General features: G+C 54.9%; 20 protein-coding genes. 15 read left to right on the forward strand and 5 right to left on the reverse strand.

The features are described 5' to 3' along the window. The first annotated feature begins 7 nt into the window (after window positions 1-7). The 6 genes from qoxB to ACLD72_RS29040 all read left to right on the forward strand — a co-directional run bounded on the left by qoxB (window position 8) and on the right by ACLD72_RS29040 (window position 6,757). Entirely contained in the window at window positions 8-1,978 is a 1,971-nt protein-coding gene (gene qoxB / locus ACLD72_RS29015; RefSeq protein WP_411003611.1) for a cytochrome aa3 quinol oxidase subunit I, read from the forward strand. Further along, window positions 1,975-2,571 carry a cytochrome aa3 quinol oxidase subunit III gene (gene qoxC / locus ACLD72_RS29020; protein ID WP_251593101.1) on the forward strand — a complete coding sequence of 199 codons (597 nt, stop codon included), beginning with the start codon at window positions 1,975-1,977 and terminating at the stop codon, window positions 2,569-2,571. Before qoxB ends, qoxC begins: the two co-directional genes overlap by 4 nt. 1 nt (window position 2,572) lies before the next feature. Continuing rightward, window positions 2,573-2,857, forward strand: coding sequence for a cytochrome aa3 quinol oxidase subunit IV (gene qoxD / locus ACLD72_RS29025; RefSeq protein ID WP_251593103.1), 285 nt, complete (start codon window positions 2,573-2,575; stop codon window positions 2,855-2,857). 938 nt (window positions 2,858-3,795) lie between these two features. Then, window positions 3,796-4,155: a metal-sensitive transcriptional regulator gene (locus ACLD72_RS29030; protein WP_411003610.1), complete on the forward strand. Its 360-nt coding sequence runs from the start codon at window positions 3,796-3,798 to the stop codon at window positions 4,153-4,155. Between the two features lie 27 nt (window positions 4,156-4,182). Beyond that, window positions 4,183-4,383: a copper chaperone CopZ gene (copZ, locus tag ACLD72_RS29035; protein WP_251593107.1), complete on the forward strand. Its 201-nt coding sequence runs from the start codon at window positions 4,183-4,185 to the stop codon at window positions 4,381-4,383. A 148-nt stretch (window positions 4,384-4,531) separates the two neighbouring features. Continuing rightward, a complete protein-coding gene (locus tag ACLD72_RS29040; protein ID WP_411003609.1) occupies window positions 4,532-6,757 on the forward strand; it encodes a heavy metal translocating P-type ATPase in 2,226 nt (741 codons plus the stop codon). 702 nt (window positions 6,758-7,459) lie between these two features. On the opposite strand, the gene ACLD72_RS29045 is transcribed toward ACLD72_RS29040, so the two are convergent. From ACLD72_RS29045 to ACLD72_RS29055, 3 genes are read right to left on the reverse strand one after another with little or no spacing between them, the layout of a single operon-like run. Next, window positions 7,460-8,065 (reverse strand): hypothetical protein, encoded by a 606-nt coding sequence (locus ACLD72_RS29045; protein WP_411003608.1) that lies wholly within the window; start codon window positions 8,063-8,065, stop codon window positions 7,460-7,462. Beyond that, window positions 8,052-8,246, reverse strand: a complete 195-nt coding sequence (locus ACLD72_RS29050; protein ID WP_411003607.1) for a toxin-antitoxin system HicB family antitoxin — start codon at window positions 8,244-8,246, stop codon at window positions 8,052-8,054. The genes ACLD72_RS29045 and ACLD72_RS29050 overlap by 14 nt, the downstream gene beginning before the upstream one ends. A gap of 16 nt (window positions 8,247-8,262) precedes the next feature. After that, a complete protein-coding gene (locus ACLD72_RS29055) occupies window positions 8,263-9,117 on the reverse strand; it encodes an SPFH domain-containing protein (RefSeq protein ID WP_411003605.1) in 855 nt (284 codons plus the stop codon). A 381-nt stretch (window positions 9,118-9,498) separates the two neighbouring features. Between ACLD72_RS29055 and ACLD72_RS29060 the strand changes: the two genes are divergently transcribed. From ACLD72_RS29060 to ACLD72_RS29090, 7 genes are all read left to right on the forward strand, one after another. Then, window positions 9,499-11,307, forward strand: coding sequence for a sensor histidine kinase (locus ACLD72_RS29060; RefSeq protein WP_411003604.1), 1,809 nt, complete (start codon window positions 9,499-9,501; stop codon window positions 11,305-11,307). Window position 11,308: 1 nt separating this feature from the next. After that, a complete protein-coding gene (locus ACLD72_RS29065) occupies window positions 11,309-12,505 on the forward strand; it encodes a response regulator (protein ID WP_411003603.1) in 1,197 nt (398 codons plus the stop codon). Window positions 12,506-12,551: 46 nt separating this feature from the next. Continuing rightward, window positions 12,552-12,698, forward strand: a complete 147-nt coding sequence (locus ACLD72_RS29070; protein WP_458476407.1) for a hypothetical protein — start codon at window positions 12,552-12,554, stop codon at window positions 12,696-12,698. Window positions 12,699-12,712: 14 nt separating this feature from the next. Next, window positions 12,713-14,002 carry an ABC transporter substrate-binding protein gene (locus tag ACLD72_RS29075; RefSeq protein WP_411003602.1) on the forward strand — a complete coding sequence of 430 codons (1,290 nt, stop codon included), beginning with the start codon at window positions 12,713-12,715 and terminating at the stop codon, window positions 14,000-14,002. An 89-nt stretch (window positions 14,003-14,091) separates the two neighbouring features. Next, a complete protein-coding gene (locus ACLD72_RS29080) occupies window positions 14,092-14,967 on the forward strand; it encodes a carbohydrate ABC transporter permease (protein WP_411003601.1) in 876 nt (291 codons plus the stop codon). A gap of 28 nt (window positions 14,968-14,995) precedes the next feature. Beyond that, a complete protein-coding gene (locus tag ACLD72_RS29085; protein ID WP_340925212.1) occupies window positions 14,996-15,826 on the forward strand; it encodes a carbohydrate ABC transporter permease in 831 nt (276 codons plus the stop codon). Between the two features lie 58 nt (window positions 15,827-15,884). Beyond that, entirely contained in the window at window positions 15,885-17,639 is a 1,755-nt protein-coding gene (locus ACLD72_RS29090) for a DUF5605 domain-containing protein (protein ID WP_411003600.1), read from the forward strand. A 525-nt stretch (window positions 17,640-18,164) separates the two neighbouring features. On the opposite strand, the gene ACLD72_RS29095 is transcribed toward ACLD72_RS29090, so the two are convergent. Continuing rightward, the gene (locus ACLD72_RS29095) at window positions 18,165-19,616 is read right to left on the reverse strand and encodes a PLP-dependent aminotransferase family protein (RefSeq protein WP_411003599.1); all 1,452 of its coding nucleotides are present in this window, start codon (window positions 19,614-19,616) and stop codon (window positions 18,165-18,167) included. A 176-nt stretch (window positions 19,617-19,792) separates the two neighbouring features. Between ACLD72_RS29095 and ACLD72_RS29100 the strand changes: the two genes are divergently transcribed. Both ACLD72_RS29100 and nfsA read left to right on the forward strand, forming a co-directional pair. After that, the gene (locus ACLD72_RS29100) at window positions 19,793-20,413 is read left to right on the forward strand and encodes a LysE/ArgO family amino acid transporter (protein ID WP_411003598.1); all 621 of its coding nucleotides are present in this window, start codon (window positions 19,793-19,795) and stop codon (window positions 20,411-20,413) included. A gap of 188 nt (window positions 20,414-20,601) precedes the next feature. Beyond that, window positions 20,602-21,354 carry an oxygen-insensitive NADPH nitroreductase gene (nfsA, locus tag ACLD72_RS29105; RefSeq protein WP_411003597.1) on the forward strand — a complete coding sequence of 251 codons (753 nt, stop codon included), beginning with the start codon at window positions 20,602-20,604 and terminating at the stop codon, window positions 21,352-21,354. 362 nt (window positions 21,355-21,716) lie between these two features. On the opposite strand, the gene ACLD72_RS29110 is transcribed toward nfsA, so the two are convergent. Further along, complete coding sequence (locus tag ACLD72_RS29110) at window positions 21,717-22,541, reverse strand: TatD family hydrolase (protein WP_411003596.1); 825 nt, start codon at window positions 22,539-22,541, stop codon at window positions 21,717-21,719. Window positions 22,542-22,724: the final 183 nt, after the last annotated feature.

Here is a 22,724-nt window from a genome sequence, read left to right on the forward strand (position 1 = left end):
GCTTAACATGAAATGGGACGAATTTTTCGTCACTGGGGAACCGATGATTTACGGCGCCATGGTCAGCATCGTCGTCGCGTCGCTGGCGATTCTCATCGGGTTAACCTATTTTAAAAAGTGGGGCTACCTGTGGCGTGAATGGTTGACGACCGTCGATCACAAGCGCATCGGGATCATGTATATCATCTGCGCCCTGCTGATGTTGTTCCGCGGCGGCGTGGATGCGCTCCTTATGCGGGGGCAGCTGGCGGTCCCGGAAAACGGGCTGCTGGATGCGCAGCACTATAACGAGATTTTTACGACGCATGGGGTTATTATGATCCTGTTTATGGCGATGCCGTTTGTCATCGGGCTTATGAACGTCGTAATACCGCTGCAAATCGGCGCCCGCGACGTTGCGTTCCCGCGGCTGAACGCCGTCAGCTTCTGGCTGTTTTTTGCCGGAGCGATGCTGTTTAACATCTCCTTTGTCATCGGGGGTTCCCCGGATGCCGGCTGGACCGCTTATTTCCCGCTGGCCAGCATTGAGTTTAGCCCGACGGTGGGCAATAACTATTACTCGATCGCCTTGCAGATCGCCGGGATCGGTACACTAATGACTGGTGTCAACTTTGTCGCCACGATTTTGAAAATGCGCGCCCCGGGCATGACGCTGATGAAAATGCCGATGTTTACCTGGTCGGTGCTGATTACCTGCGTTATCATTATGTTTGCTTTCCCGGTGCTTACCGTGGCCTTGGCGCTAATGATGTTCGACCGGCTGTTTGGTTCGCAGTTCTTTACGATGGCCAACGGCGGGATGGATATGCTCTGGGCCAACCTGTTTTGGGTCTGGGGCCATCCGGAGGTATATATCGTTATTTTGCCCGCTTTCGGGATTTATAGTGAAATCATTTCGACGTTTTCGCGCAAAAACCTGTACGGCTACAAATCCATGGTTTACAGTATGGTCGTCATTTCGCTGCTGTCGTTTATCGTATGGGCGCATCACTTCTATACGATGGGGCATGGCGTGATGGTCAACGGCGTGTTCTCGATTACCACGATGCTGATTTCGGTTCCGACCGGGGTCAAAATCTTTAACTGGCTGTTTACGCTCCGCAAAGGGCGGATCGAATTTACGACGCCGATGCTGTATTCCCTCGCCTTTATTCCGATCTTTACGATCGGCGGAGTCACCGGCGTCATGCTGGCGATGGCGAGCGCCGACTATCAATACCATAACACGATGTTCCTGGTGGCCCACTTCCACTACGTGCTGATCCCGGGAACCGTGTTTGCCGTGATCGCCGGCTTCTACTACTGGTTCCCGAAACTGTTCGGGTTCCGGCTGAACGAGCGCCAGGGCAAGCTGGCCTTCTGGATTATCACGATCAGCTTCAACGTCACGTTTATGCCGCTGTTCTTCCTTGGACTGAAAGGCATGACGCGGCGGATGTACACCTATTCGGAAAGCACCGGTTTTGGTCCGCTGAACTTGATCGCGTCGATCGGCGCCGTCGGTTTGGCGATCGGCTTCATCGTGCTGGTCTACAACATTTACTGGAGCTTCCGGTACGCCGAAAGAGACAAAACCGGCGACCCATGGAACGCGCGCACTTTGGAATGGAGCACGCACAGTCCGGTGCCGGAGTATAACTTTGCGGTCGTGCCTGAAGTGGACGATCTTGATCCGTTCTGGAAAGCGAAGAAAACCGGAAAGCCGCTGTATACTGGTAAACTCGAAGAGATTCATATGCCGAACAACAGCGGGCAGCCGATTATTTTGGGCATTATCTTCTTCTTCTTCGGATTTTTCATGGTGTTCAGCTGGTGGATTCCGGCGATTGTTGCCGGTCTTGGCGTAATCGTTATGCTGGCGGTGCGTTCGTTCGAACGCGATCATGGCCACCACATTCCGGTCAGCAAAATCAGAAAAACCGAGGAAGCTTTGAGTAAAAAAGAATCGGAAGCGGGATTGCGGGGTGAACACGCATGAAAATAGATCATTCTTTGCCGCTTGAATACCAGACGGAAGAGAACAGCAATCGGATTTTCGGCTTCTGGCTGTTCCTGGGCGCGGAAATCGTGCTTTTCTGTACGCTGTTTGCCGTTTACCTCACGCTGTGGAACCGTACGGGCAGCGGCCCGGACGGAAAAGAAATTTTCGAAATCGGGCCGGTGCTCGCCGAAACGTTCCTGCTGCTGACCAGCAGCTTCACCTGCGGGCTGGCGGTGCATAGCATGCGGCTCGGGATGAAAAAGGCGTTTATGACCTTTTTCATCATCACGCTGCTGCTGGGCCTCGGCTTCCTCGGCGTGGAAATTACCGAGTTCGTGACGTATATTGGTGAAGGGGCAACGCTGCAAACCAGTGCCTTCCTGTCCAGCTTGTTCGTCCTGCTCGGCACGCACGGCGCCCACGTGACGCTGGGCCTCTTGTGGGGCACCGGGCTGATGATTCAGGTGAAACGCGAAGGCTTTACGCTCGATACCGCGAACAAATCGTTTATTTTCTCGCTGTATTGGCACTTCCTCGACGTCGTCTGGATCTTCATCTTCAGCTTCGTTTATTTGAAAGGAATGATGTGACATGAAAAAGCTCTTTCCTGTTCAGCACGTCATGGGATATATATTTTCGCTGATTCTGTCCGTTGTGGCGTTGTCGGTAGTTTTCTGGGATATGCCGCTGGCAGTGGGACTCACGATCCTGCTCATTTGCGCGGCGATCCAAATGTCACTTCAGCTGTTCCTGTTCATGCATATCAGCGAGGGCGGCACGAAAACCGCGTTGTTCACCAACATCGGTTACGCCCTGTTCGTCGGCCTGGTCACCGTTTTCGGCACCTTGTTCGCGATGATTTGGGGTTATCAGTAAAATCGTGTACAGGAATTGTGCACAGGAATAGTGTACAGGAATTGTGTAAAGGAAAACCCGTTGTCACCTTAAAGGTGGCGGCGGGTTTTTTGCTTGTTTTGCGGGAAAGGTAAGTGAAGTAGGGGAATGTGGGGCCGGAGCGAGGCGTCAGTTGCTTAGCCGATGATAAGGAGCGCTTTGTGATGATGGGAAGAAGCTTTTGCGATGATAAGTAGTTTTTGTGGTGATAAGTAGTCTTGCGGTAATAAGTAGCTTATGTGGTGATAAGGGCTTTGTGGTGATAAGGAACCTCTGTGATGATAAGTAGTCTTTGTGATGATAAGGAGCCTCTGCGATGATAAGTAGTTTTTGTGGTGGTAAGGTGCGCTTTGCGAGGATCAAGTGCAAATGTGCAGCTCATATCGCGATTTTCTTGCTTTCGAGACTTATGGAGTGCAAAAGTGCAGTTGAGTAGAGTTAATATGGTAAAATATGGTTTTATAGCTGAAATTAAACTGCACTTTTGCATTTGACCCACCTGTTTCGAGGAGTTTCGACGAAATTCGCCTGCACTTTTGCATTTCGTAATGCTTCGACTGATCGTAAAACTTCGACCTATGGTAAAAACTTCGACCGATCGTAAAGTTTTGATCGATCGCAAAGCTTCGACCGATCGTAAAACTTCGAACTGATCGTAAAACTTCGAACTGATCGTAAAACTTCGAACTGATCGTTAAACTCCGACCGATTGCAAAGCTCCGCTCGAAGCATCCCTCCGTTGAAGCCAGCTTTTTATCGGCAACAGGGCTTGAATTATGAAACAAATGAGAGAATAAGCGTGAAATCCAACGCTACAGGGCAAGCTGAAAAAATTGCCTCAACCTCTTTACATACCCCATGGGGGTATATTATAATGAGTTTACCACAATAAGTTATGCTGGTTTGAAAGGAGAAGACGTATGGCGGAGAACATTCAGGAACATACACACCATTGCGGAGACCACGGAGCGGAGAATGAGGGCAAAGCTGAGGGCAAAACGGTCCGGCACAGCCACCATTCCGAAGCGATGAAAGGCAACCTGACCAGCCGTTTGAACCGGATCGAAGGCCAAATTCGCGGGATCAAAGGGCTGATCGAAAGAGATACTTACTGTGACGATGTTCTGAATCAGATTGCCGCCGTCCAGTCCGCGCTCAACAGCGTCGGCCGGCTGTTGCTCGAGGGACATATGAGAAGCTGCGTCATCGAACGGATTCAAGCCGGCGAGACGGAAGTGGTGGATGAACTGTTGGTGACGGTCAATAAGTTAATGAAGTAAATATCAAAAATTTAGGAGGCAGGAATCATGCAAAATATTACGTTGAACGTGGAAGGCATGTCGTGCAATCATTGCGTTAAGTCGGTAGAAGGAGCCGTTGCCGGATTGGGCGCCACTGGCAAGGTCGATTTGGCGGCCAAAAAAGTAGAGGTTGCTTTCGACGAAAGCAAAGTGACGGTGGACCAGATTAAAGAAGCGATCGAAGAACAAGGATATGACGTGGTTTAATGCAAAAACCTAAGTTGAGTCAAACCGCTTCGAGTCTGATACGGATAACCGCTTGATCAGGCTCGGAATTAGCGGAGATTTTTTTGTTTGAAATATACCCCGTGGGGGTACATTGAGGCGAAACGCAAACAAATATGGAGGAATCACTATGGAAAAAGCACTGTCGGCCCCCAACGATCAAGCGATGCTGCAAATCACCGGCATGACTTGCGCCGCCTGCGCGGCCCGGATCGAAAAAGGGTTAAACCGGCTTCCCGGCGTGGAGCAGGCGAACGTGAACCTAGCGCTGGAGACGGCCCAGGTAACGTATGAGCCGGGGCAAGTATCGCTGGAGCAAATCATCGATAAAGTTAGCAAGCTCGGATACGGAGCCATTCCCAAACCTTCGGAGCAGGAATCGGAGGACATCCGGACCCGGGAGATCCGCAAGCAGAGAAACAAGCTGATCGTGTCGGCAGTGCTGGCATTTCCGCTGCTGTGGGCGATGGCCGGGCATTTCTCCTTCACTTCGTGGATCTGGACGCCGGAGCTGTTCATGAATCCCTGGTTTCAGCTGGCGCTGGCGACGCCGGTGCAGTTCATCATCGGACGCGGCTTTTACGTCGGCGCCTACAAAGCGCTGCGCAGCCGCAGCGCCAACATGGATGTGCTGGTCGCGCTCGGCACGTCGGCGGCGTATTTTTACAGTCTATATTTGAGCCTGGACGCCCTGAGTATGCCGCATGGGCATACCCCCCAGCTGTATTATGAGACGAGTTCGATCCTGATCACGCTGATCCTGCTCGGCAAATGGTTCGAAGCGCTGGCCAAAGGCCGTTCCTCGCAGGCGATCAAAACGCTGATGGGGCTGCAGGCCAAGACGGCGCTTGTCGTCAGAGACGGCGTGGAGACGGTCGTGCCGATTGAATCCGTTGTTCCGGGCGACTTGCTGATTGTCAAGCCGGGCGAAAAGATACCGGTAGACGGTATTGTGGCCGGCGGCTCGTCCGCGGTAGATGAATCGATGCTGACGGGGGAGAGCATTCCGGTCGAGAAAAAAGCAGGCGATCCGGTCATTGGGGCGACCGTGAACAAACACGGCGTGCTGCGCGTTCAGGCCACCAAGGTCGGCAGGGAAACGGCGCTGGCGCAGATCATCCGCGTCGTTGAAGAGGCGCAAGGCTCGAAGGCGCCGATCCAGCGGGTGGCGGACGTGATCTCCGGGATTTTCGTGCCGATCGTTGTCGGGATCGCTGTGGTGACGTTTTTGGTGTGGTTTTTCCTGGTGGCGCCGGGCAGCTTTGCGGAAGCGCTGGAAAAAGCGATCGCCGTGCTCGTGATCGCCTGTCCTTGCGCGCTCGGACTGGCGACGCCGACGTCGATTATGGCCGGCTCCGGGCGGGCCGCGGAGTACGGCATCCTGTTCAAGGGCGGCGAGCATCTCGAGACCGCCCAAGGGCTCGACGCAATCGTGCTGGATAAGACCGGCACGATCACGCGGGGGCAGCCGGAGCTGCGGCAAGTCGTCCCGGCCAAGGGCTGGAACGAAGCGGAACTGCTCCGGCTCGTGGGCGCCGCCGAGCGCAGCTCCGAGCATCCGCTCGCGGATGCGGTCGTTGCCGGGGCGCGGGCGCGCGGGCTGGATTTGCCCGAGGCGACCGCCTTTGAGGCGGTGCCCGGGCATGGCATTGCGGCGGCCGTAGAAGGCCGCCGGGTGCTCGCCGGCACGCGCCGTCTGATGGCGCGGGAAGGCGTCGACGTCTCCGCCGCGCTGCCGGAGATGACGGCGCTGGAAGCCGCCGGCAACACCGTGCTGCTCGCCAGCGTGGACGGCGCCTACGCCGGTATGGTCGCCGTGAGCGACACCGTGAAGGATACGTCCAAAGCCGCGGTGGCGCGGCTGAAGGCGATGGGGCTTCACGTGGTCATGATCACCGGCGACAACGAGCGCACGGCGAAGGCGATCGCCGCCGAGGTCGGCATCGACGAGGTGCTCGCCGAAGTGCTGCCGGAAGGCAAAGCCGCCGAAGTCAAAAAGCTGCAGGAGCGCGGCCTGAAGGTGGCGATGGTCGGCGACGGCATCAACGACGCTCCGGCGCTGGCCGTGGCCGACGTCGGCATCGCCATCGGCACGGGGACCGACGTGGCGATGGAGGCCGCCGACGTGACGCTGATGCGCGGCGACCTTGAGGGTGTGCCGGACGCGATCGCGATGAGCAAGCGCACGATGGGCAACATCAAGCAGAACCTGTTCTGGGCGCTCGCTTACAACACGATCGGCATCCCGGTGGCGGCCGTGGGCTTCCTCGCCCCTTGGCTCGCCGGCGCGGCGATGGCCCTCAGCTCGGTATCCGTGGTGCTGAACGCGCTGCGGCTGCAAAGAGTGAAGCTGTAAACTTGTCATGAAAAGAGCCCCAAGCGATAGCCGTTCCATATCGGCTTCGCTTGGGGCTTGTTGTATGAGAATTGGGTGCTTCCGAAGGGCTTGAATTGGCGGTCTGATTGGATATATCCATTAGAATTGGTAATTAAGTGGAAAATACAGCGGCTTGATTGGATATATCCAATAGATGAGACTCGGCAAAGCGCAAAATGGGCTATTAAAGTGAATTCTATTGGATATTTTCCAATGAGAGTTCAAAACGGTGTTCGATATCCGCCAATCTATTGGAATTTTTCCAATGAGAGAGGGGCGGGGGAAATAAGCTGCTTAAATATAGATGGGATCTAGCGAATACGGCGAACAAGCTGCTGTAGACATCCCCTGGTGAAACGCGACGAATAAGCTCCTTAATGAACATTTATGCCCGTAAAAAAAGCGGTCTCCCGAGGTGAACCCGGTGAGGCCGCTTTTATTATGTCCTGGACGCCTGCTCACCGGCCGCCGCATGGCGAAAGCGGACATTTCTCGCTTCGCTAACGGACACCAGAGACCTTATTCGGGGCAAAACGAAGGGGTTAAAATTGTAACGGACTCAGGAGCCTTTATTTCCAGTAAATCCTCGAAAAACTTGCCTCGTGGGGCCGAATAGCGGCATCTGTGTCCGTTAGGACGGGAAATATCCGGGAAATGAGCGAATAAGGTCACTACGGTCCGTTACGGCGGACAAATGATCCCTTGCTCATAAAGCCCTTGGATGAGCAGCTTCATGAGCTGCACACTGCTGACGAGTGCAGGCACATCGGGATGTTTGACACTTTCCGAAAAACTTAGCGATGCTTCACGCGTTTTAAGGCGGAGCTTGATATGCGCCCCCGGACGCTGTTCCAGCACCCCGGCCAGGCCGTCCTGCTTGAGGACGGAGCGCAGCAGGCTGGGGTGCGACGCCCGCGCGCGAAACCGCTTGTTCAAGGCGGAATCGGGCAGCGCGGCAGGCCGTAAACGCCCGGGAAGCAAGCCTAACGCCGGGCGCTTGGCGGAGCGAAGGTCGAACTCCAGCTTGCGGCGGGGCCGGTAGCTGTATTTTATGCCGATAACGTGCGTTTGGCCGGAGGAACTGGAGCTGGAGCTGGGGTCGGCCAAGGTGACGACGCATTCCCCAAGCTCATGGGGAAGTCTGACGCGCACATGCTGTCTCGTATATTTCAGTCCATGAAATTTTGCGGCTGTGTACGTGCCTCCGCCGGTTTTGGCAAATTCCTTCAAAAGCGCCGCCGATTTGGACTCCCACCACGGTTTGCGAATCTGTTTAGTCTGTGTCATGCTTCTCCTCCTCTTTGCCCGGCGCCCGTTTTGAAGGCAGCCGGCCTTCACGGCGCAATGCTTCCCGCAGCAGGTATTCGATATGGCCATTGACGCTTCGGAATTCATCCGCTGCCCAGCGTTCCAAAGCTTGATACAGAATCGGGTCAAGGCGAAGAGGGAAGCTCTTTTTGCTGGCCATTGTGAATGGCGCCCTTTTAGTAAATCGTGCTCGTATTGATGACCGGCTGGGCGGAACGGTCGGAAACGACGGCAACGAGCAGGTTGTTGATCATCGCGGCTTTGCGTTCATCGTCCAGGTCCACGATCTGGCCCGCCTGCAGGCGTTCGATCGCCATTTGCACCATCGTGACGGCGCCGTCGACGATTTTTTCGCGCGCGGCGATGATGGCTTCGGCTTGCTGCCGCTGCAGCATGGCGCTGGCGATTTCGGTCGAATACGCCAAATGGGTGAGGCGCGTTTCGATCACTTTGACGCCGGCGATCGCCAGCCGGTTTTGCAGCTCATCGGTCAGCTCCAACGCGATTTCTTCGGTATTGCCGCGCAGGGAGAAGCTTGCCGTGTCCGGCTGGTCGTAAGGGTACTTGCTGGCGACATGGCGCAGGGCCGCTTCGCTTTGAATTTCCACGAACGTTTCATATTCATCTACCTCAAACAGCGCTTTGGCGGAATCGACCACCGCAAAAACGACGACGGTTGCGATTTCGATCGGGTTCCCGTTCACATCGTTGACCTTCAACTTGGCGCTGTTGAAGTTGCGGACGCGCAGCGACACCTTTCTGCGGCTTGAGAGCGGGACGGCCAAGTATAATCCGCTTTTGCGGATGACGCCGAGATAACGTCCGAAAAAAGTCACGACGGCAGCCTGGTTTGGCTGAACGATCGTAAGGCCGGTGAGCAGCACGAAGGCGATGACGCAAGCGGTGATTCCGCCAATCACGAGCAGCGCGACGGAAAGCGAGATCAGATAGACGCCGGCCCCCGCGAGTGCCAGAATAAACAGCAAAGCGGCAAAGCCGTTCAAATAAGACATTTCTTTTTCCTTGTACATACGGAACACTCCTTCAGGGTTAGGTTAGTTCATATTGTATTGATATGACAATGATATCACTTTTGCAATAAAATGTAAATTACCCAAAATAAAAAATTTCAGCAGTTGCAATTTGGCGCTGTCTTCCATTCTCACCGATTTCAGGAGTGTTTACTAAACAGTTTAGTTGTTTATGTTTGTATGTAACTTAAATTAATCAATAGAGATTGACTGATCATTGATTAAGTTGTATTTTTAGGTCGTAATCTTCTTTTGAGCTAAAAAATGAAAAAAAGTTTAGTTTAAGGTCCGGCGGGTTGGTATTAGGTTGTTTGGTGGCCAGGGGATTGTTCTTTTCTATGATAAGATCGGGATATCTTTTGACAGCTGGGGGTTGAAGTCATGTTTTGGAAGCGCTTATCTTATCAAAGAAAATTGTTGCTTGTGCTTATCGTCGTCAGCAGTCTGCCGGTGCTTCTGGTGGGAACGATCGCCTACCAAAAGTCTTCGGAAACGTTAATGAAGCGGACGGAGCAAGACCTGCAGGTGATTGCCGGACAGTTGATTTCGGCGATTCAAAAGCAAGTTGGCGATTTCGACCGTTTCAGTATTTTGCCGTACTATATGCCGGAAGCGTTTACAATTTTTAACCGGCCCTACGTTCCCGAAGAAGACTGGGGATCGGCCGAACTGAACGCGCAGCGGCAGCTCATTCGTTTAATGAGCGCGTATCCTTCAATTAATAAATCGATTAAAGCGATGGTTCTGTACGGCAATAACGGCCGGATCAGCGGATACCAACTGAATGGCAATTCCTCGATCAACCGGGCCTACGACGTTAAGCAGGAAGACTGGTATCAAGAGGCTTTAGAGAAGAAAGGCGGCTTCGTCGTCTCGGGCGTACATGAGGTGGGGCAATTCGAAGGGGGATCGTTCGAGGCCGTCACCGTATCGAGAATGCTGCTGGATGAGGAAATGCGTCCGCTCGCCGTGATCGCCATTCATATTTCTCCCGATTTTATTGAAAATATCATCGATTCCTCCGGACTGCAGGATACCGTTGTGACCGTAGTCGACGCGGATCACCGGCTGATCTACGCTTCGGATAAACAGATTGCCGCGCGGCTGCTGGAACGTCCGTTTGATGTAGGTACGAACGGCGCTTGGTCGGCGGAGAGCAAGCTCGATAACCTGAAGGTGAAATACAGTGGAGTGGTGAGGAAAAACAGTTATTTGGGCTGGACGATCTATGTGGGCAAAAATCAGCAGGTGATCCTCCAAGGCAGCAACACCATACGCAAATATACGGTGGCGATCGCCGCCGTATTGACGGTGGCCTCGGCGCTCGTATCCTGGCTGCTTGCCGGCAATCTGTCGCGCCCGATCAACCGGCTGATCCGCTCGATGCGGAGTGTCGAGACCGGCAAATTCGAGGTCCTGGAGGCGCCGACCCGTTATGACGAAATCGGGCAGCTGCATTTGAGTTACGCGCGTATGGTCAGGCGGCTGGACGAGCTGGTTCAGTCGATCGCGGAGAAGGAACGGCAGAAACGAAAGGCCGAGCTGTATGCGCTGCGGGTCAGGATCCAGCCGCATTTTTTGTACAACACGCTGAACTCGATCCGGATGCTGGCCATTTTGCAGCAGTCCCCGCAAATCGCCAAGCTGATCCATGCGCTTAACCGGCTGCTCCAATCCTACCTAAAGCTGAACGATGAGCTCATGCCCTTGTCCCGGGAGATCGATTTGCTGCGGGATTACGAGCAATTGATGGATTTGCGCTACACCAATACGTTTACCGTCGAGTGGGACGTGCCTGAGGAATTGCTGGACGCGGGGGTTCCGGCCATGCTGCTGCAACCAATCTTGGAAAATGCCATTTTTCACGGCTCACGGGGACTGGGCCGCATGCTGGTGATCGGCGTGAAAGTCTCGCTGATGGAGCGTGACCGCGGCAAGCTTTGCATCGAAATCAAGGATAACGGAGTTGGGATCGCGGAGGAACAGATCGAGCGCCTGCTGGTGGGCGGTGACGGGGATGGGGACGGCGTTTCCCATATCGGGATCAACAATGTCAACGACCGCATCCGGCTGTGGTTCGGCAGAGAATACGGCCTTACCGTCCAGCGTCTGGAGCCGGGAACCGCCGTGATCATAACGATACCTTACAAACCGTTAAAGTTGAACAACCTTTTAAAAAGGGGGATTTAAAATGTGGAACCTGCTTGTGGTGGAAGATGAAGCCATTGTCAGAATGGGGCTGCGTTATATGGTGGATTGGGAGGCGCAGGGCGTGTGCTGGAAAGCCGAAGCCGCCAACGGTGAAGAAGCGGTGAAAGTGCTGGAGTCGGAGGAGATCCATATCGTGATGACCGATATCCGCATGCCGGGCATGGACGGGATCGAGCTGGGACACTATATCCGCAGCCAGCGGCCGCAGCATATTCAAATGATCTATTTGAGCAGTTATGACGATTTTCCTTATGTTAAAGAAGCGATTCGGCTGAATGCGCTCGATTATCTTCATAAGCCGACGATGGACGAGGAGGAAGTGAAAGGGGCGCTGCAAAAAGCGGTCAAGCTGCTGGAACAAAGCACGCCCAGGACGCTCCCGGCCTGGCCGGAGGAGGAGCGCAACACTTGGCTGGTTTCACTGCTCGATGCGTACACTTATCCGCGGGAAATGCTGGTGCCGGAGCTTGCGCCGGGGGGAGCGTTGTCCGAAGGACTGTGGCTTGCCGCCATCCGTCTGCGGGACGATGCTGCGGATCAGATCGCCGTGGCCGCAGGCAAGGACCACCTGAAATTCATCTCAATCCGCTACCTGATCGAAGAATACGTGGGCCGGGACTGGGGAGGACTGGTCTTTCACCGGGGCCGCCGGGAAATCATCTGGCTGGCGCCGGCCGCGCCGAAGTCGGGGGCGGGCGGCCGCTGCGGCAGGGAGCAGTATCTGGAGCGGCTGCGGGGCAAAATTTTCGAGCTGCTCAATGCCTCGATTGTGTATTCCTTTAGCTCTGTTTACGGGCATCCGCAGCAAATTCCCGAGGCTTATCTGGAAGCCGAACTGAAATTCCCGGTGAATCAACAAAGCGACAGCCTGCATATCCGCCTGGCGAAGGAATATGTGGATGGCCATCTGCTGGAGGATGTTACGCTGCAGAAGGTGGCGGACTCCATTCCGATCAGCCCCGGTTATCTAAGCCGCATTTTCCTGAAGGAAGTGGGCGAAAGCTTCAGCGAATACGTGATCCGCAACAAAATCATCCATGCGCAAAAGCTGCTGCGGGAAACAAACAAAAAGGTTTATGAAATCGCTGAAGTCCTCAGCTATACGAATCCGCACTATTTCAGCAAGCTGTTTAAGGACCGGGTGGGCATGACTCCGCTGGAATACCGGAACCGTTAGTGCAAAAAAAGATAGCAAAAAACAGAATTCGTCTATTGTACTCAAAATGGGCGATTACGAACAGCCGCAACGCGTCAGCGAAGTGTACGAAATGACAAACGCCGCTTATACCCGGCTGCGGCCCTCGGATAGTAGACTTAAAGCAGGTAAACAAGCGGAGCGCTTGCATACCGAAAACTTACATCACATATAACGGGGGGGACGCTTATGCAAAAAAAACGCTTAACGGCAGTGCTGGCGGCAATGACGGCGATCGTGTTGATGTTGTCGGCCTGCGGAGGAGGCGGCGGTTCGAAGAACGCCGATGCGGGAAACGGCGCCGGAGGCGCGGATGACAAAACGGCCGTGACGATCTGGGTGCTGAACGATCAACAGGCCTATTTGGAACCAATCATTAAAGAGTTCGAGAGCAAAAATCCGGATATCAAAGTGGAACCTACCTTCTACGGAACCGATCCGCTGAAGGAATCGTTGAAGGTGGCCGCCGCTTCCAAGACGCTGCCAGATATGTGGTTTACTTGGGGCGGGTCGCTCGGCTCATTTTATCCTGAAAACGGTCTCACCATGGATTTGACCCAAATCGCGGCCGAGCATAAATGGGACGAAATCTACAACCCCGCGGCGCTTGACCTGGTCAAATTCGACGGGAAAATAACGGGCGTGCCGTTCCATCTCGCCTCGCTGGGGGTATTTTATCCGAAAGAGCTGTATGACAAATTAAAACTGACTCCGCCAACCACGTTCGCCGAGTTTGAAGGGCAATTGCAAACGATGAAGGATGGTGGGATTACACCTTTTGCCGTCGGCGGCAAGGGCGGCTGGATGCTGATGCGTTGGGTTGAGCAACTGATCGAACTGTACGGCGGCCCGGAACTCCATGACAAGCTGAACGCCCTGGAAGTTTCATGGGACGACCCGGCCGTGGTGCAATCTTTTGCCAAGCTGAAGGAATGGTCCGATAAAGGTTATTTCGAAAAAGGCTTCATCACGCTGGACCCGCAGGAAGCCGAGACGCCGCTTTACAGTGCGCAGCAAGGTTTTGCGCTGGAAGGGGCGTGGGTTGATCTGAGCTTTGCACAGGCGGGAGCCGATCCGAATCAGTTCGGCATCTTTAAATTCCCGAACGATCAGCAGCCTGTACGGATGTCCAGCTTTGCGGAAATGTTCCAAATCAACGGAAGCTCTGATCCGAAGGTGCAGGAGGCTGCCGTAAAACTAGGCGAATATATTACCGGTCAAGAGGTTGTGGATCAGTATATCGATCAGTACGGTTCGCCGGCCCTGAAGCAGTTCAAAACTTCCGCGCAGTCGCCGCACACCTCCGAGATGGCCGGAATGATCGGGGAAGGCAACTTCCTGATCGCGGACCAGGCTTTGCCGCAGACGGTGGTGCAAAAGCTGTTCGAAGCCCAGGATGCCGTCGTGCTGAACGAATGGACGCCTGAGCAGGCGGCCAAAGAAATTCAGAAAGCCGCCGAGTCGTATAAAAACAACTAGAACGATAGGCGTTTGGTGACAAACTTTCAGGGAAGCGGCCTGCCGGCCGCGCCCTGAAAGCCGTTTACCGGACTTGGAGGGAGGCGCTTATGAAACTGAAGGCTTGGAAGCCGTGGACATTTTTGCTGCCGGCGCTGCTCATTTATCTTGTGGTTATTGTCATACCTTCTCTATACACGCTGCAGCTTAGCTTGTACAACTGGAATGGAATTTCTCCCAAGAAAACGTTTGTCGGGCTGCAAAACTATATTTATCTACTAACAGAGGATACGGTATTCGGAACCGCGTTAAAAAATAACGTGCTGTGGCTGATCGGTTCGCTGACGATCATTATCGGCCTCGGCTTGCTGCTGGCGCTGCTGCTCAACAGGAGTTTGAAGGGCAGATCGATTTTCCGCAGTGTATTTTATTTTCCCTATGTATTGTCGGGCATCATCGTTGCGCTCATGTGGACTTGGCTTTACCATCCGACGAGGGGGTTCATCAACACGGTGCTTGAAGGGATCGGGCTTAGCAGTCTGGCCCATCCTTGGCTGGCCGACCCTAAAACGGCGCTGTACGCTGTGTTCGTCGCCGCGGTGTGGCAGGGTGTGGGGCTGCCGATGGTGCTGTTTCTCGCCGGGCTGCAGAGCATCCCGAAGGACTGCTATGAAGCGGCGCTCATCGACGGGGCGAAGCCGTTCCAATCGTTCCGCTTTATCACGATTCCGCTGCTTAGCGAAACTTTTGTGATCGTTTTTGCGACCACGATGGTTAACGCCATGAAAGTATATGACATCATCTACGGCATGACGGCGGGAGGACCGGCCCAAAGCACGCAGGTGCTGTCTTCCTGGATGTATTATCAGACCTTCAAATTCAACAACATCGGTGTGGGCTCGGCCATTTCCTGGTTCCTTGTATTTGTCGCGATGGTCGTGATCATTCCTTACGTATATTACACAAACCGGAAATCTCACGTATGATTTTCACGGAAAGGGGGTGTTGTCTCCGATGGAAGAAACGCAAAAATCCGCCGCTTCGCGAGCGGTTTCCTATATATTGCTGTTTGGCCTGGCGGTGATATTTCTGGTTCCGATTGTTTTCATCGCCATGACAGCACTGAAATCCAACGCCGATTTGATGCGAAATCCCGTGTACGCTCTGCCGGAGACGCTGGCGTGGAGCAATTTTGCCGAGGCCTGGGATAAAATGAAGCCTTATATCGGCAACAGCCTGTTCATCTCAGTTGTGAAGGTGCCGCTTGGCATTCTCGTCGAGGCGCTGGCCGCGTATGCGCTGACCCGGATGGGTTTTAAATGGGCGGACGCGCTATTCGCCATGTTTCTGATCGGGATGATGATCCCGTTCCAGGCTACGCTGGTGCCGCTGAACATGATGCTGAACCACTTTGGATTGGCAAATACGTATCCTGGCATTTTTATCGTATATATCGGCTTCGGCATTCCCTTTGGCATCATGGTGCTGCGGGGCTTTCTCCGCTCCATTCCCAAGGAGTTGGACGAGGCTGCGTACATTGACGGGTGCGGGGAGTTGGGCAAGTTTTTCCGGATTATTTTGCCGATTGCCATGCCGGCTATAGCTACGCTGGTGATTCTCGACTTTCTGTCCACCTGGAATGAATTTTTGCTGGCGCAAATATTTATCACGAAGGATTCGATGCAGCCGGTTACCGCAGGCCTGCTTACGTTCCAGGGGCAGCATTCCACGAACTATACGCTGCTTAGCGCGGCGGTGCTGATTTCGATCGTGCCGATTTTGGCCGTGTATTTATTTTTCCAAAAATATTTCGTTTCGGGCATGGCCGGAGCGGTGAAGGGCTAGCAAGCGAGGCAGGTAAAATACGAGGCCCATGGGGCCGCGAAAATGAGGGAGAATGCATATGATTACTGAGCAAACAAGCGTGGGACGGATATGGTCCGACAAACCCGCCAAACAAATTTTGTTCAAGTATTTTCCGTTTCTTGCCGAAGAGGAGCATATCGCGTTTACTTACAAAATGCAGACGCTCGGGCAGTTTCTGGAGCGTCGGCAGGAGCTCGGGTTTCCGTCCGGGGAACGGGAAGCGCTGCTGCAAGAGATGGCTGGGGTACCTTCCAGCGAAGCCGCCGCGCCGAGCCGCGATTGGGGGAGCGGGAAGGAGCAGCTTGCGGACGTGCGGGTCGAAGGGGGCGGAGTGGTTAGCTCACCGGAGCACGCAGCCAAGTGGGATGTGTTCGAGCTGGAGCTCAGAGGACCGTCGCAGGGCAATCCTTATACCGATGTGGAGTTGGCCGCTGTGTTCAGCTGCGGCGGCGAGAGCCGGACTGTGCGGGTTCCGGGGTTTTACAACGGGGACGGAAGCTATAAAATCCGCCTGATGCCCGACCGGGAAGGGGCGTGGACGTACCGGACCGCAAGCACGGTCAAGGCGTTGGACGGGCTGGAAGGGTCCTTTGTTTGCGGACCACCCGCCGCGGATCATCACGGGCCGGTACGCGTGCGGGATACGTTCCATTTTGCTTATGAGGACGGTACGGCGTATTTGCCGTTTGGCACGACCTGTTATGTCTGGACGCACCAGGGAGAAGAGCTGGAACAAGAGACGCTGAAATCGCTGGCCGGGTCCCCCTTCAACAAAATGCGCATGTGCGTGTTTCCGAAGTCTTATTTGTACAACCGCAATGAGCCGCAGCTGTATCCTTATGAAGGTTCTTTGGAGAAGGGTTGGAATTTCAGCGTGTTTAATCCGGCCTTTTTCGAGCATCTGGAGCAGCGGATCGCCGATTTGGGGCGGCTGGGGATCGAGGCCGATCTGATCCTGTTCCATCCGTACGACCGCTGGGGATTTTCGGAAATGGACCGGGAGGCGGACGATCTTTATTTGCGCTACATTGTGGCCCGCCTGGCGGCGTACCGGAACGTCTGGTGGTCGCTGGCCAACGAGTACGACCTGATGTGGGCGAAAAACGCGGAGGATTGGGAACGTTTCGCCCAAATCGTCCAGGAGAACGACCCCTACGGACATTTGCTGTCCAACCACAATTGCCTGACCTTTTATGACCACAGCAAGCCTTGGGTGACCCATTCCAGCCTGCAGCGCATCGATGTGTACAAAACGTCGGAAGCGACCCTGGAGTGGCGGGAACGCTGGGGCAAGGCCGTCGTCATCGACGAGTGCGCCTATGAAGGCGATATCGACCAAGGCTGGGGCAATATCACCGGCGAGGAAATGGTGCGCCGCTGCTGGGAAGGGATGATCCGCGGCGGATACATTGGCCACGGTGAGACTTACCTGAACGATGAAGAGATTTTATGGTGGTCCAAAGGCGGGAAGCTGGTCGGCGACAGCCCGGCGCGCATCGGCTTTTTGCGCCGGCTGGTGGAGGAGGCGCCAGGGCAGCGCTGGGAGCCAGTGAAGTCCGATTGGGATCTGCCTTGCGCGGGAATTCGCGATGAGTATTATATGTATTATTTCGGCTTCAATAGGCCGAAGTTCAGAATATTTCAATTGCCGGCGGGCGTCCGGTATAAAGTGGACGTTATCGATACGTGGAATATGACGATTACAGAGGTTCCCGGCACCTTTGAAGGCACGTTCCGCGTGGACCTTCCCGGCAGACCGTATATGGCCGTTCGGTTGACCCGGGCGGAGTAGGGTAGATTAGAGAAGATTAGAGAAGAAGATTAGAGAAGATTAGGGCATATTAGGGCAGATTAGGGGCGGCAGGCTCTTCCAGTCAAAGGAAGGGCCTGTTTGCTTTTTTCGCCGGCCTTGGTTCGTGTTGAGATTCCTGCGGGAATACAGGCGTTTGGTGATCCGCTACCGGCTGTTGGAACGACGATGACTATCCGCTGTCGGTTGCTGGAACTACCTTGATGACCCGACCCGCCGTCGGCCTTCAAAATAGCGGAACTTTATGTGCTTATTTTTGGAGCCAGGCATGTTCATCGCCATTAACGGAATTTTTTGTCCTTATTTACCTGCGAATGGTCCAGAACGCGGGCATTTCCTTGCGATTCGGGAAAATAGCGACATAAAATTCCCCTATTGTACTCAAAATGGGGGATATCGCCGAAATAGGGACATTTTTTGTTCTTATTTTTTTCGCCGAGGTTCCTCGGGCTGCCTGGTTTTGTCCATTCCATTCCTTGCTGAATTCAAGTCGCCGCGTCCTGCTCATCAGCGTAACAAGGATCTAACGATCACCGCTAAACGTGAGATGCCCTCCTCCAGCTCGTCCGGAGCGGCGTAGGCGTAAGATAGGCGCAGCCGGTCGTTGGCCTCCCGGTCGTAAAGATGCCCGGGGTTGATCAGGAGGCCCGCTTCCAGCGCAGCGTCGAACAGCTCCCGAGGCGCCAAGGCAGCGTTCAGCTTCAGCCAAATGTAGAAGCCGCCGCGCGGAGCTTCCCAGGCCGCCAAGCCGCTAAAATGCTGCTTCAGCGCGGATAAGGCCAGGTCTCTTCTGTGCCGCAGCCCGGCGCGCAGCTTCTCCAAATTGGCATCGTACATTCCGCTTTCCAGCCATTCCGCGGCGGCCTGCTGAGACAGGGCGCTGGAGCCGTAATCGCTCTGCATCTTGATGTCGGCGAGCCGCTCGATGACGGGCGGGGGGCCGGCGATCCAACCGATGCGCAGCCCGGGGCTCAGCGTTTTGGACAGGCTGCCGACATACAGCACGCCGCCGCTTTGGTCTCGCGCCTTGAGCGGGAGCGGAGGCGGCGCATCCAGCCAAAGGTCGCGGTACACGTCGTCCTCAACGATCGGCAGCCGGGCGGCTTCGCAGCTTTCCAGCAGCAACTGGCGCCGCTTTTCGCTCATGACCGTGCCGGTCGGGTTGTGGAATGTCGGGATCGTGTACAGCAGGGCACCTGCATACTGCTTGGCATAAGCGCCGACGAGATCGGCCCGCAGGCCCTCTGCGTCCATCGGAGTGCCCCGCAGCTTCATGCCGGCCGATTGGAAAACGGGCACCGAATACAGGTAGGACGGCCGCTCCAGCAAAACGGTGGACCCCCGCAGCAGCAGTCCTACCGAAATGAGCTGTAGCGCCTGCAGCGCGCCGGATACGATCAGCAGCGACGAGGGGGAGGCGGCGATCCCGAGCTTTTTCAGCCTAGCGGCGATGACTTCGCGCAGGCGCAGATCTCCGGCGGGCTCCCCATAGCCCAGGCCGGGCAGGCGATCCGCCATGCGCCGCAGCAGCTCGCCCATCTCCGCCTGCGGCAGCAGCTCGGGGGACAGTTCTCCCGTGCCCAGCCGGATAATACCGGGGCGGAATTCGGCCCGGTTGATTTCCTGCACGGCGGGCAGATTCGGGCGCTGCGTCCCGGCGCTTACGTAGCTGGTCCAATCCGGAGGTGGGGCTGCGGCCAGCACGCCCCAGGTTTGGTTGACGACGCGGGTTCCGCCGCCTCTGCCGCCTTGAATCATCCCTGCGGCTGCCAGTTCGTCCAGCGCGGCGACCACGGTGCTGCGGTTGACGCCGAGGTTTTTGGCGAGTTGGCGCTGCGAAGGGATGCGGGTGCCGACCGGCCATTCCCCGCCGGCGATTTTATCGCGGAAGTGTTCCATGATTTGCCGGTGCAACGGAATGGGCGAATGGCGGTTCGGTTGCCATAAAGATTGTTCCATTGCGGTTTGATCCACCTATCCGGTTGGAATCGCTTGTCCTACCCGTTTACTTTATACTCCATTATACAATTTGGTTGGTTCAATAACCAACCAATTGGATGGAGCCATCTGGCGGGCCACAAGGTACAATAGGTTTCATTAGTCAAGTCTGAGAAGATAGGAAGGGGGTGCGCCTTATGCTGGGAGCTGCCTTGCATGGTTTTGTGCTGGCGTTTGGACTTATTTTGCCGCTGGGCGCCCAAAATGTGTTTGTTTTTAACCAAGGAGCTTCAGGACGCAAACTGGTTCGGGCTTTTCCGGCTGTTTTGACGGCGGCCTTATGTGATACGGCGTTGATTTTGCTGGCGGTGCTGGGCGTGTCGGTGATCGTTTTGTCGGCTGTATGGCTGAAAACGGCGCTGTTTGCGGCAGGCGCCTGTTTTATGGTCTACATGGGCTGGTCGATCTGGCGGACCGTACCGCGTCAGACTGATGACGAAGCTTCCGGTTTGCCTGCCCGAAAGCAGGCGCTGTTTGCTATGTCGGTATCGCTGCTGAATCCGCATGCGATCCTCGATACGGTCGGCGTGATCGGAACGAGCTCGCTCGGATACGCAGGAAGCGCCAAATGGTCGTTCACGCTGGCGACGATTCTGGTGTCTTGGCTTTGGTTTTTCGGCCTGGCTTTGGCGGGAAAGATGCTCGGGGGTCTCGATCGCGGCGGGCGGATTCAAGCGGTGATCAACCGGGTCTCCGCGCTGATCGTATGGGTAATGGCGGTGTATTTGCTGTACAGTGCGGCTTCGGTATTCGTATAACACATGCTTTTGTCCGCCAAGATTGCCGCCTGCCGCCGCAAGTTTACTCCTTGGTATGCCGCTTTTTCAACGGGCGTCCGGCATCGGGCTCTCCGGCTTGCTTATCGGTCATGAAAGTTTCATAATGGGACTGGAAAACAGATGCAAGCGGTTCAGTTTATTATAACGGGATGGGGAGTGAAAAAAGCATGAATGAGACGAACGAAACGATATCATTGCTAATGGCCCATCGTTCGATCCGGAAGTTCAGCGGGCAGCCGGTGAGCCGGGAGCAAGTTGAAACGATCATTGCCGCGGGGCAAATGGCCTCCAGCTCAAGCAACGTGCAGGCTTACACGGTCATTGCGGTAAATGACCCGGAGCTCCAAAAAACGCTGGCCGCGTTGTGCGGCAATCAGGCTTATGTGGAGCAGTGCCCTGTATTTTTGGTCTGGTGCGGGGATTTATCGCGGTTAAAACATGCGGCCGAACGGCACCTTCCCGCACAGGAAACGTATGAAGGAGCGGTGGAAAACTTCATCGTCGCCACGGTAGACGCCGCGCTGGCGGCGCAAAATGCCGCCGTAGCCGCAGAATCCTTGGGGCTGGGCATCGTGTATATCGGCGGAATACGCAATCAGAGCGCCAAGGTGGCGGAGCTGCTCGGCTTGCCGGATTTGGTTTATCCCTTGTTTGGGATGTGTCTGGGGGTTCCGGACCAGGAGCCGGGGCAACGCCCGCGGCTTCCGCAGAAGGCTGTTTTGCATTGGAACGGGTACGACGTTTCCCGGGAAGAGGAGCATGTTGCCGCCTATGACGAGATCATGTCCAAGTATTTGCACGAGCGGACAGGCGGGGCCAAAGATACGCCTTGGTCCGTGTTGATGGCGGAAAAACTCGCTCAGCCCTCCCGGCTCCACATGCGTGAATTTTTGCGGGAGCGGGGATTTGAACTAAAATAGTTTTCCATGAAAAAAACCTGCAAAGCGCTTGCAGGTTTTTTTGCGTTTTATTAGCGGTGTGTCAAGGCATTGCTGTGGTGTGGAGAAAATGCGCACGAGAATCTAACGGTTGCAGCAGCGGCTATTTTGCGAAAAAAGCCCTTTTCTAAATTCTAACGGTTGTGATCGCCGTTATTTGTCTGAATCTAAGCAAAATAGCCGGATTTAAGTGAAATAAGCTCCATGGCAACCGTTACAATTTGAAATCAATGTTTTTGGAGCAAATAGCGCTTGTGACAACCGTTAGAGTATTAGTGCAGCTGGAAAATATATCTTGTCAAATCGCTAAAGAGCATCGGAAGAACGCTGCCGGCCGCAAAACGTCAGATCCCGTAAAAACGGCGGGTATTCTCGTAAAGCGTCGCAGCGGCTTCCTCCGGGGCGATTCCGCGAATACCGGCCCAGGCGGCAGCGACGTGCCCCACCATCGCAGGATGGGTGAGCCGGCCGGAGAAAGGCCCTTCAAAAGGCCAGGGGCCGTCGGTTTCGGCCATCACCAGGTCGGCCGGATACATACGGGCCAACTCCTGAATGTCCCGCTCGTACAGGATATCAGGGGTGAACGAGACGTAATAGCCGCGATCGGCCATGCGGCGGACGGTTTGCGCTGAACCTTTAAACCAATGAAAATGAGCCCGGGTCAGCCCGTGGCATTCCAGCATGTCGCAGACGAGGTCGGCATCTTCATAAACGGCGTGCAGCACAACGGGTTTATCCAAACGTTTTGCCGCAAGCATCAGCCTCTCCAGCAGGTCGAGGTAAGGTTCGAGATCGAAGGGCCGGCCTGTCCCGGCCTCTTCTGTTCGTAAATAGTAGGGGAGCCCGATTTCGCCGACGGCAATCATTTCGTTGGCATGCTCCTCCATCCAGTCCAAGAGGCGGTTTGCTTCGTCTTCGGACGGCAAGGACTGTTCGGGATGATAACCGAACGCCGGATAGACGAGGCCAGGGTAGCGCTCCGCAAGAGACAAATTGAGCCGGGAGGAAGCCAGGTTCATTGATACGGCGATGAGAGCTTCTACCCTGTTTCCCGGCATCTCCTGCAGCAGCTTTTCCCGGTCTGCCTCGTCGTATAAATCTATATGAACGTGGGCATCGATCTTCGGCCACAACGTTTCCGGCGGTAACGCTTGCAGATTAGACGGCATGTTATCCGCTCCTTTCAAGCGGCGGTGTATGCCCCTAATTATACCTCTTTGTATAGGCTTGTGTCAGCGCGGAACTGCGCTTTGCAATCCATGAAAACAACTTTGAAAGCTGATTTTTACCGTGATTTCACATATTTTTTTATGACAAAATTATTCATGTCGTACAATAACAATTATGCGACA

This window comes from Paenibacillus lacisediminis (assembly GCF_046567315.2).

What these genes read in the sequence shown, in the direction of transcription:
- qoxB (WP_411003611.1), top strand. Translation starts at nt 8, where the DNA reads ATGAAATGGGACGAATTTTTCGTCACTGGGGAACCGATGATTTACGGC.
- qoxC (WP_251593101.1), top strand. Translation starts at nt 1,975, where the DNA reads ATGAAAATAGATCATTCTTTGCCGCTTGAATACCAGACGGAAGAGAAC.
- qoxD (WP_251593103.1), top strand. Translation starts at nt 2,573, where the DNA reads ATGAAAAAGCTCTTTCCTGTTCAGCACGTCATGGGATATATATTTTCG.
- ACLD72_RS29030 (WP_411003610.1), top strand. Translation starts at nt 3,796, where the DNA reads ATGGCGGAGAACATTCAGGAACATACACACCATTGCGGAGACCACGGA.
- copZ (WP_251593107.1), top strand. Translation starts at nt 4,183, where the DNA reads ATGCAAAATATTACGTTGAACGTGGAAGGCATGTCGTGCAATCATTGC.
- ACLD72_RS29040 (WP_411003609.1), top strand. Translation starts at nt 4,532, where the DNA reads ATGGAAAAAGCACTGTCGGCCCCCAACGATCAAGCGATGCTGCAAATC.
- ACLD72_RS29045 (WP_411003608.1), bottom strand. Translation starts at nt 8,065, where the DNA reads ATGACACAGACTAAACAGATTCGCAAACCGTGGTGGGAGTCCAAATCG.
- ACLD72_RS29050 (WP_411003607.1), bottom strand. Translation starts at nt 8,246, where the DNA reads ATGGCCAGCAAAAAGAGCTTCCCTCTTCGCCTTGACCCGATTCTGTAT.
- ACLD72_RS29055 (WP_411003605.1), bottom strand. Translation starts at nt 9,117, where the DNA reads ATGTACAAGGAAAAAGAAATGTCTTATTTGAACGGCTTTGCCGCTTTG.
- ACLD72_RS29060 (WP_411003604.1), top strand. Translation starts at nt 9,499, where the DNA reads ATGTTTTGGAAGCGCTTATCTTATCAAAGAAAATTGTTGCTTGTGCTT.
- ACLD72_RS29065 (WP_411003603.1), top strand. Translation starts at nt 11,309, where the DNA reads ATGTGGAACCTGCTTGTGGTGGAAGATGAAGCCATTGTCAGAATGGGG.
- ACLD72_RS29070 (WP_458476407.1), top strand. Translation starts at nt 12,552, where the DNA reads ATGGGCGATTACGAACAGCCGCAACGCGTCAGCGAAGTGTACGAAATG.
- ACLD72_RS29075 (WP_411003602.1), top strand. Translation starts at nt 12,713, where the DNA reads ATGCAAAAAAAACGCTTAACGGCAGTGCTGGCGGCAATGACGGCGATC.
- ACLD72_RS29080 (WP_411003601.1), top strand. Translation starts at nt 14,092, where the DNA reads ATGAAACTGAAGGCTTGGAAGCCGTGGACATTTTTGCTGCCGGCGCTG.
- ACLD72_RS29085 (WP_340925212.1), top strand. Translation starts at nt 14,996, where the DNA reads ATGGAAGAAACGCAAAAATCCGCCGCTTCGCGAGCGGTTTCCTATATA.
- ACLD72_RS29090 (WP_411003600.1), top strand. Translation starts at nt 15,885, where the DNA reads ATGATTACTGAGCAAACAAGCGTGGGACGGATATGGTCCGACAAACCC.
- ACLD72_RS29095 (WP_411003599.1), bottom strand. Translation starts at nt 19,616, where the DNA reads ATGGAACAATCTTTATGGCAACCGAACCGCCATTCGCCCATTCCGTTG.
- ACLD72_RS29100 (WP_411003598.1), top strand. Translation starts at nt 19,793, where the DNA reads ATGCTGGGAGCTGCCTTGCATGGTTTTGTGCTGGCGTTTGGACTTATT.
- nfsA (WP_411003597.1), top strand. Translation starts at nt 20,602, where the DNA reads ATGAATGAGACGAACGAAACGATATCATTGCTAATGGCCCATCGTTCG.
- ACLD72_RS29110 (WP_411003596.1), bottom strand. Translation starts at nt 22,541, where the DNA reads ATGCCGTCTAATCTGCAAGCGTTACCGCCGGAAACGTTGTGGCCGAAG.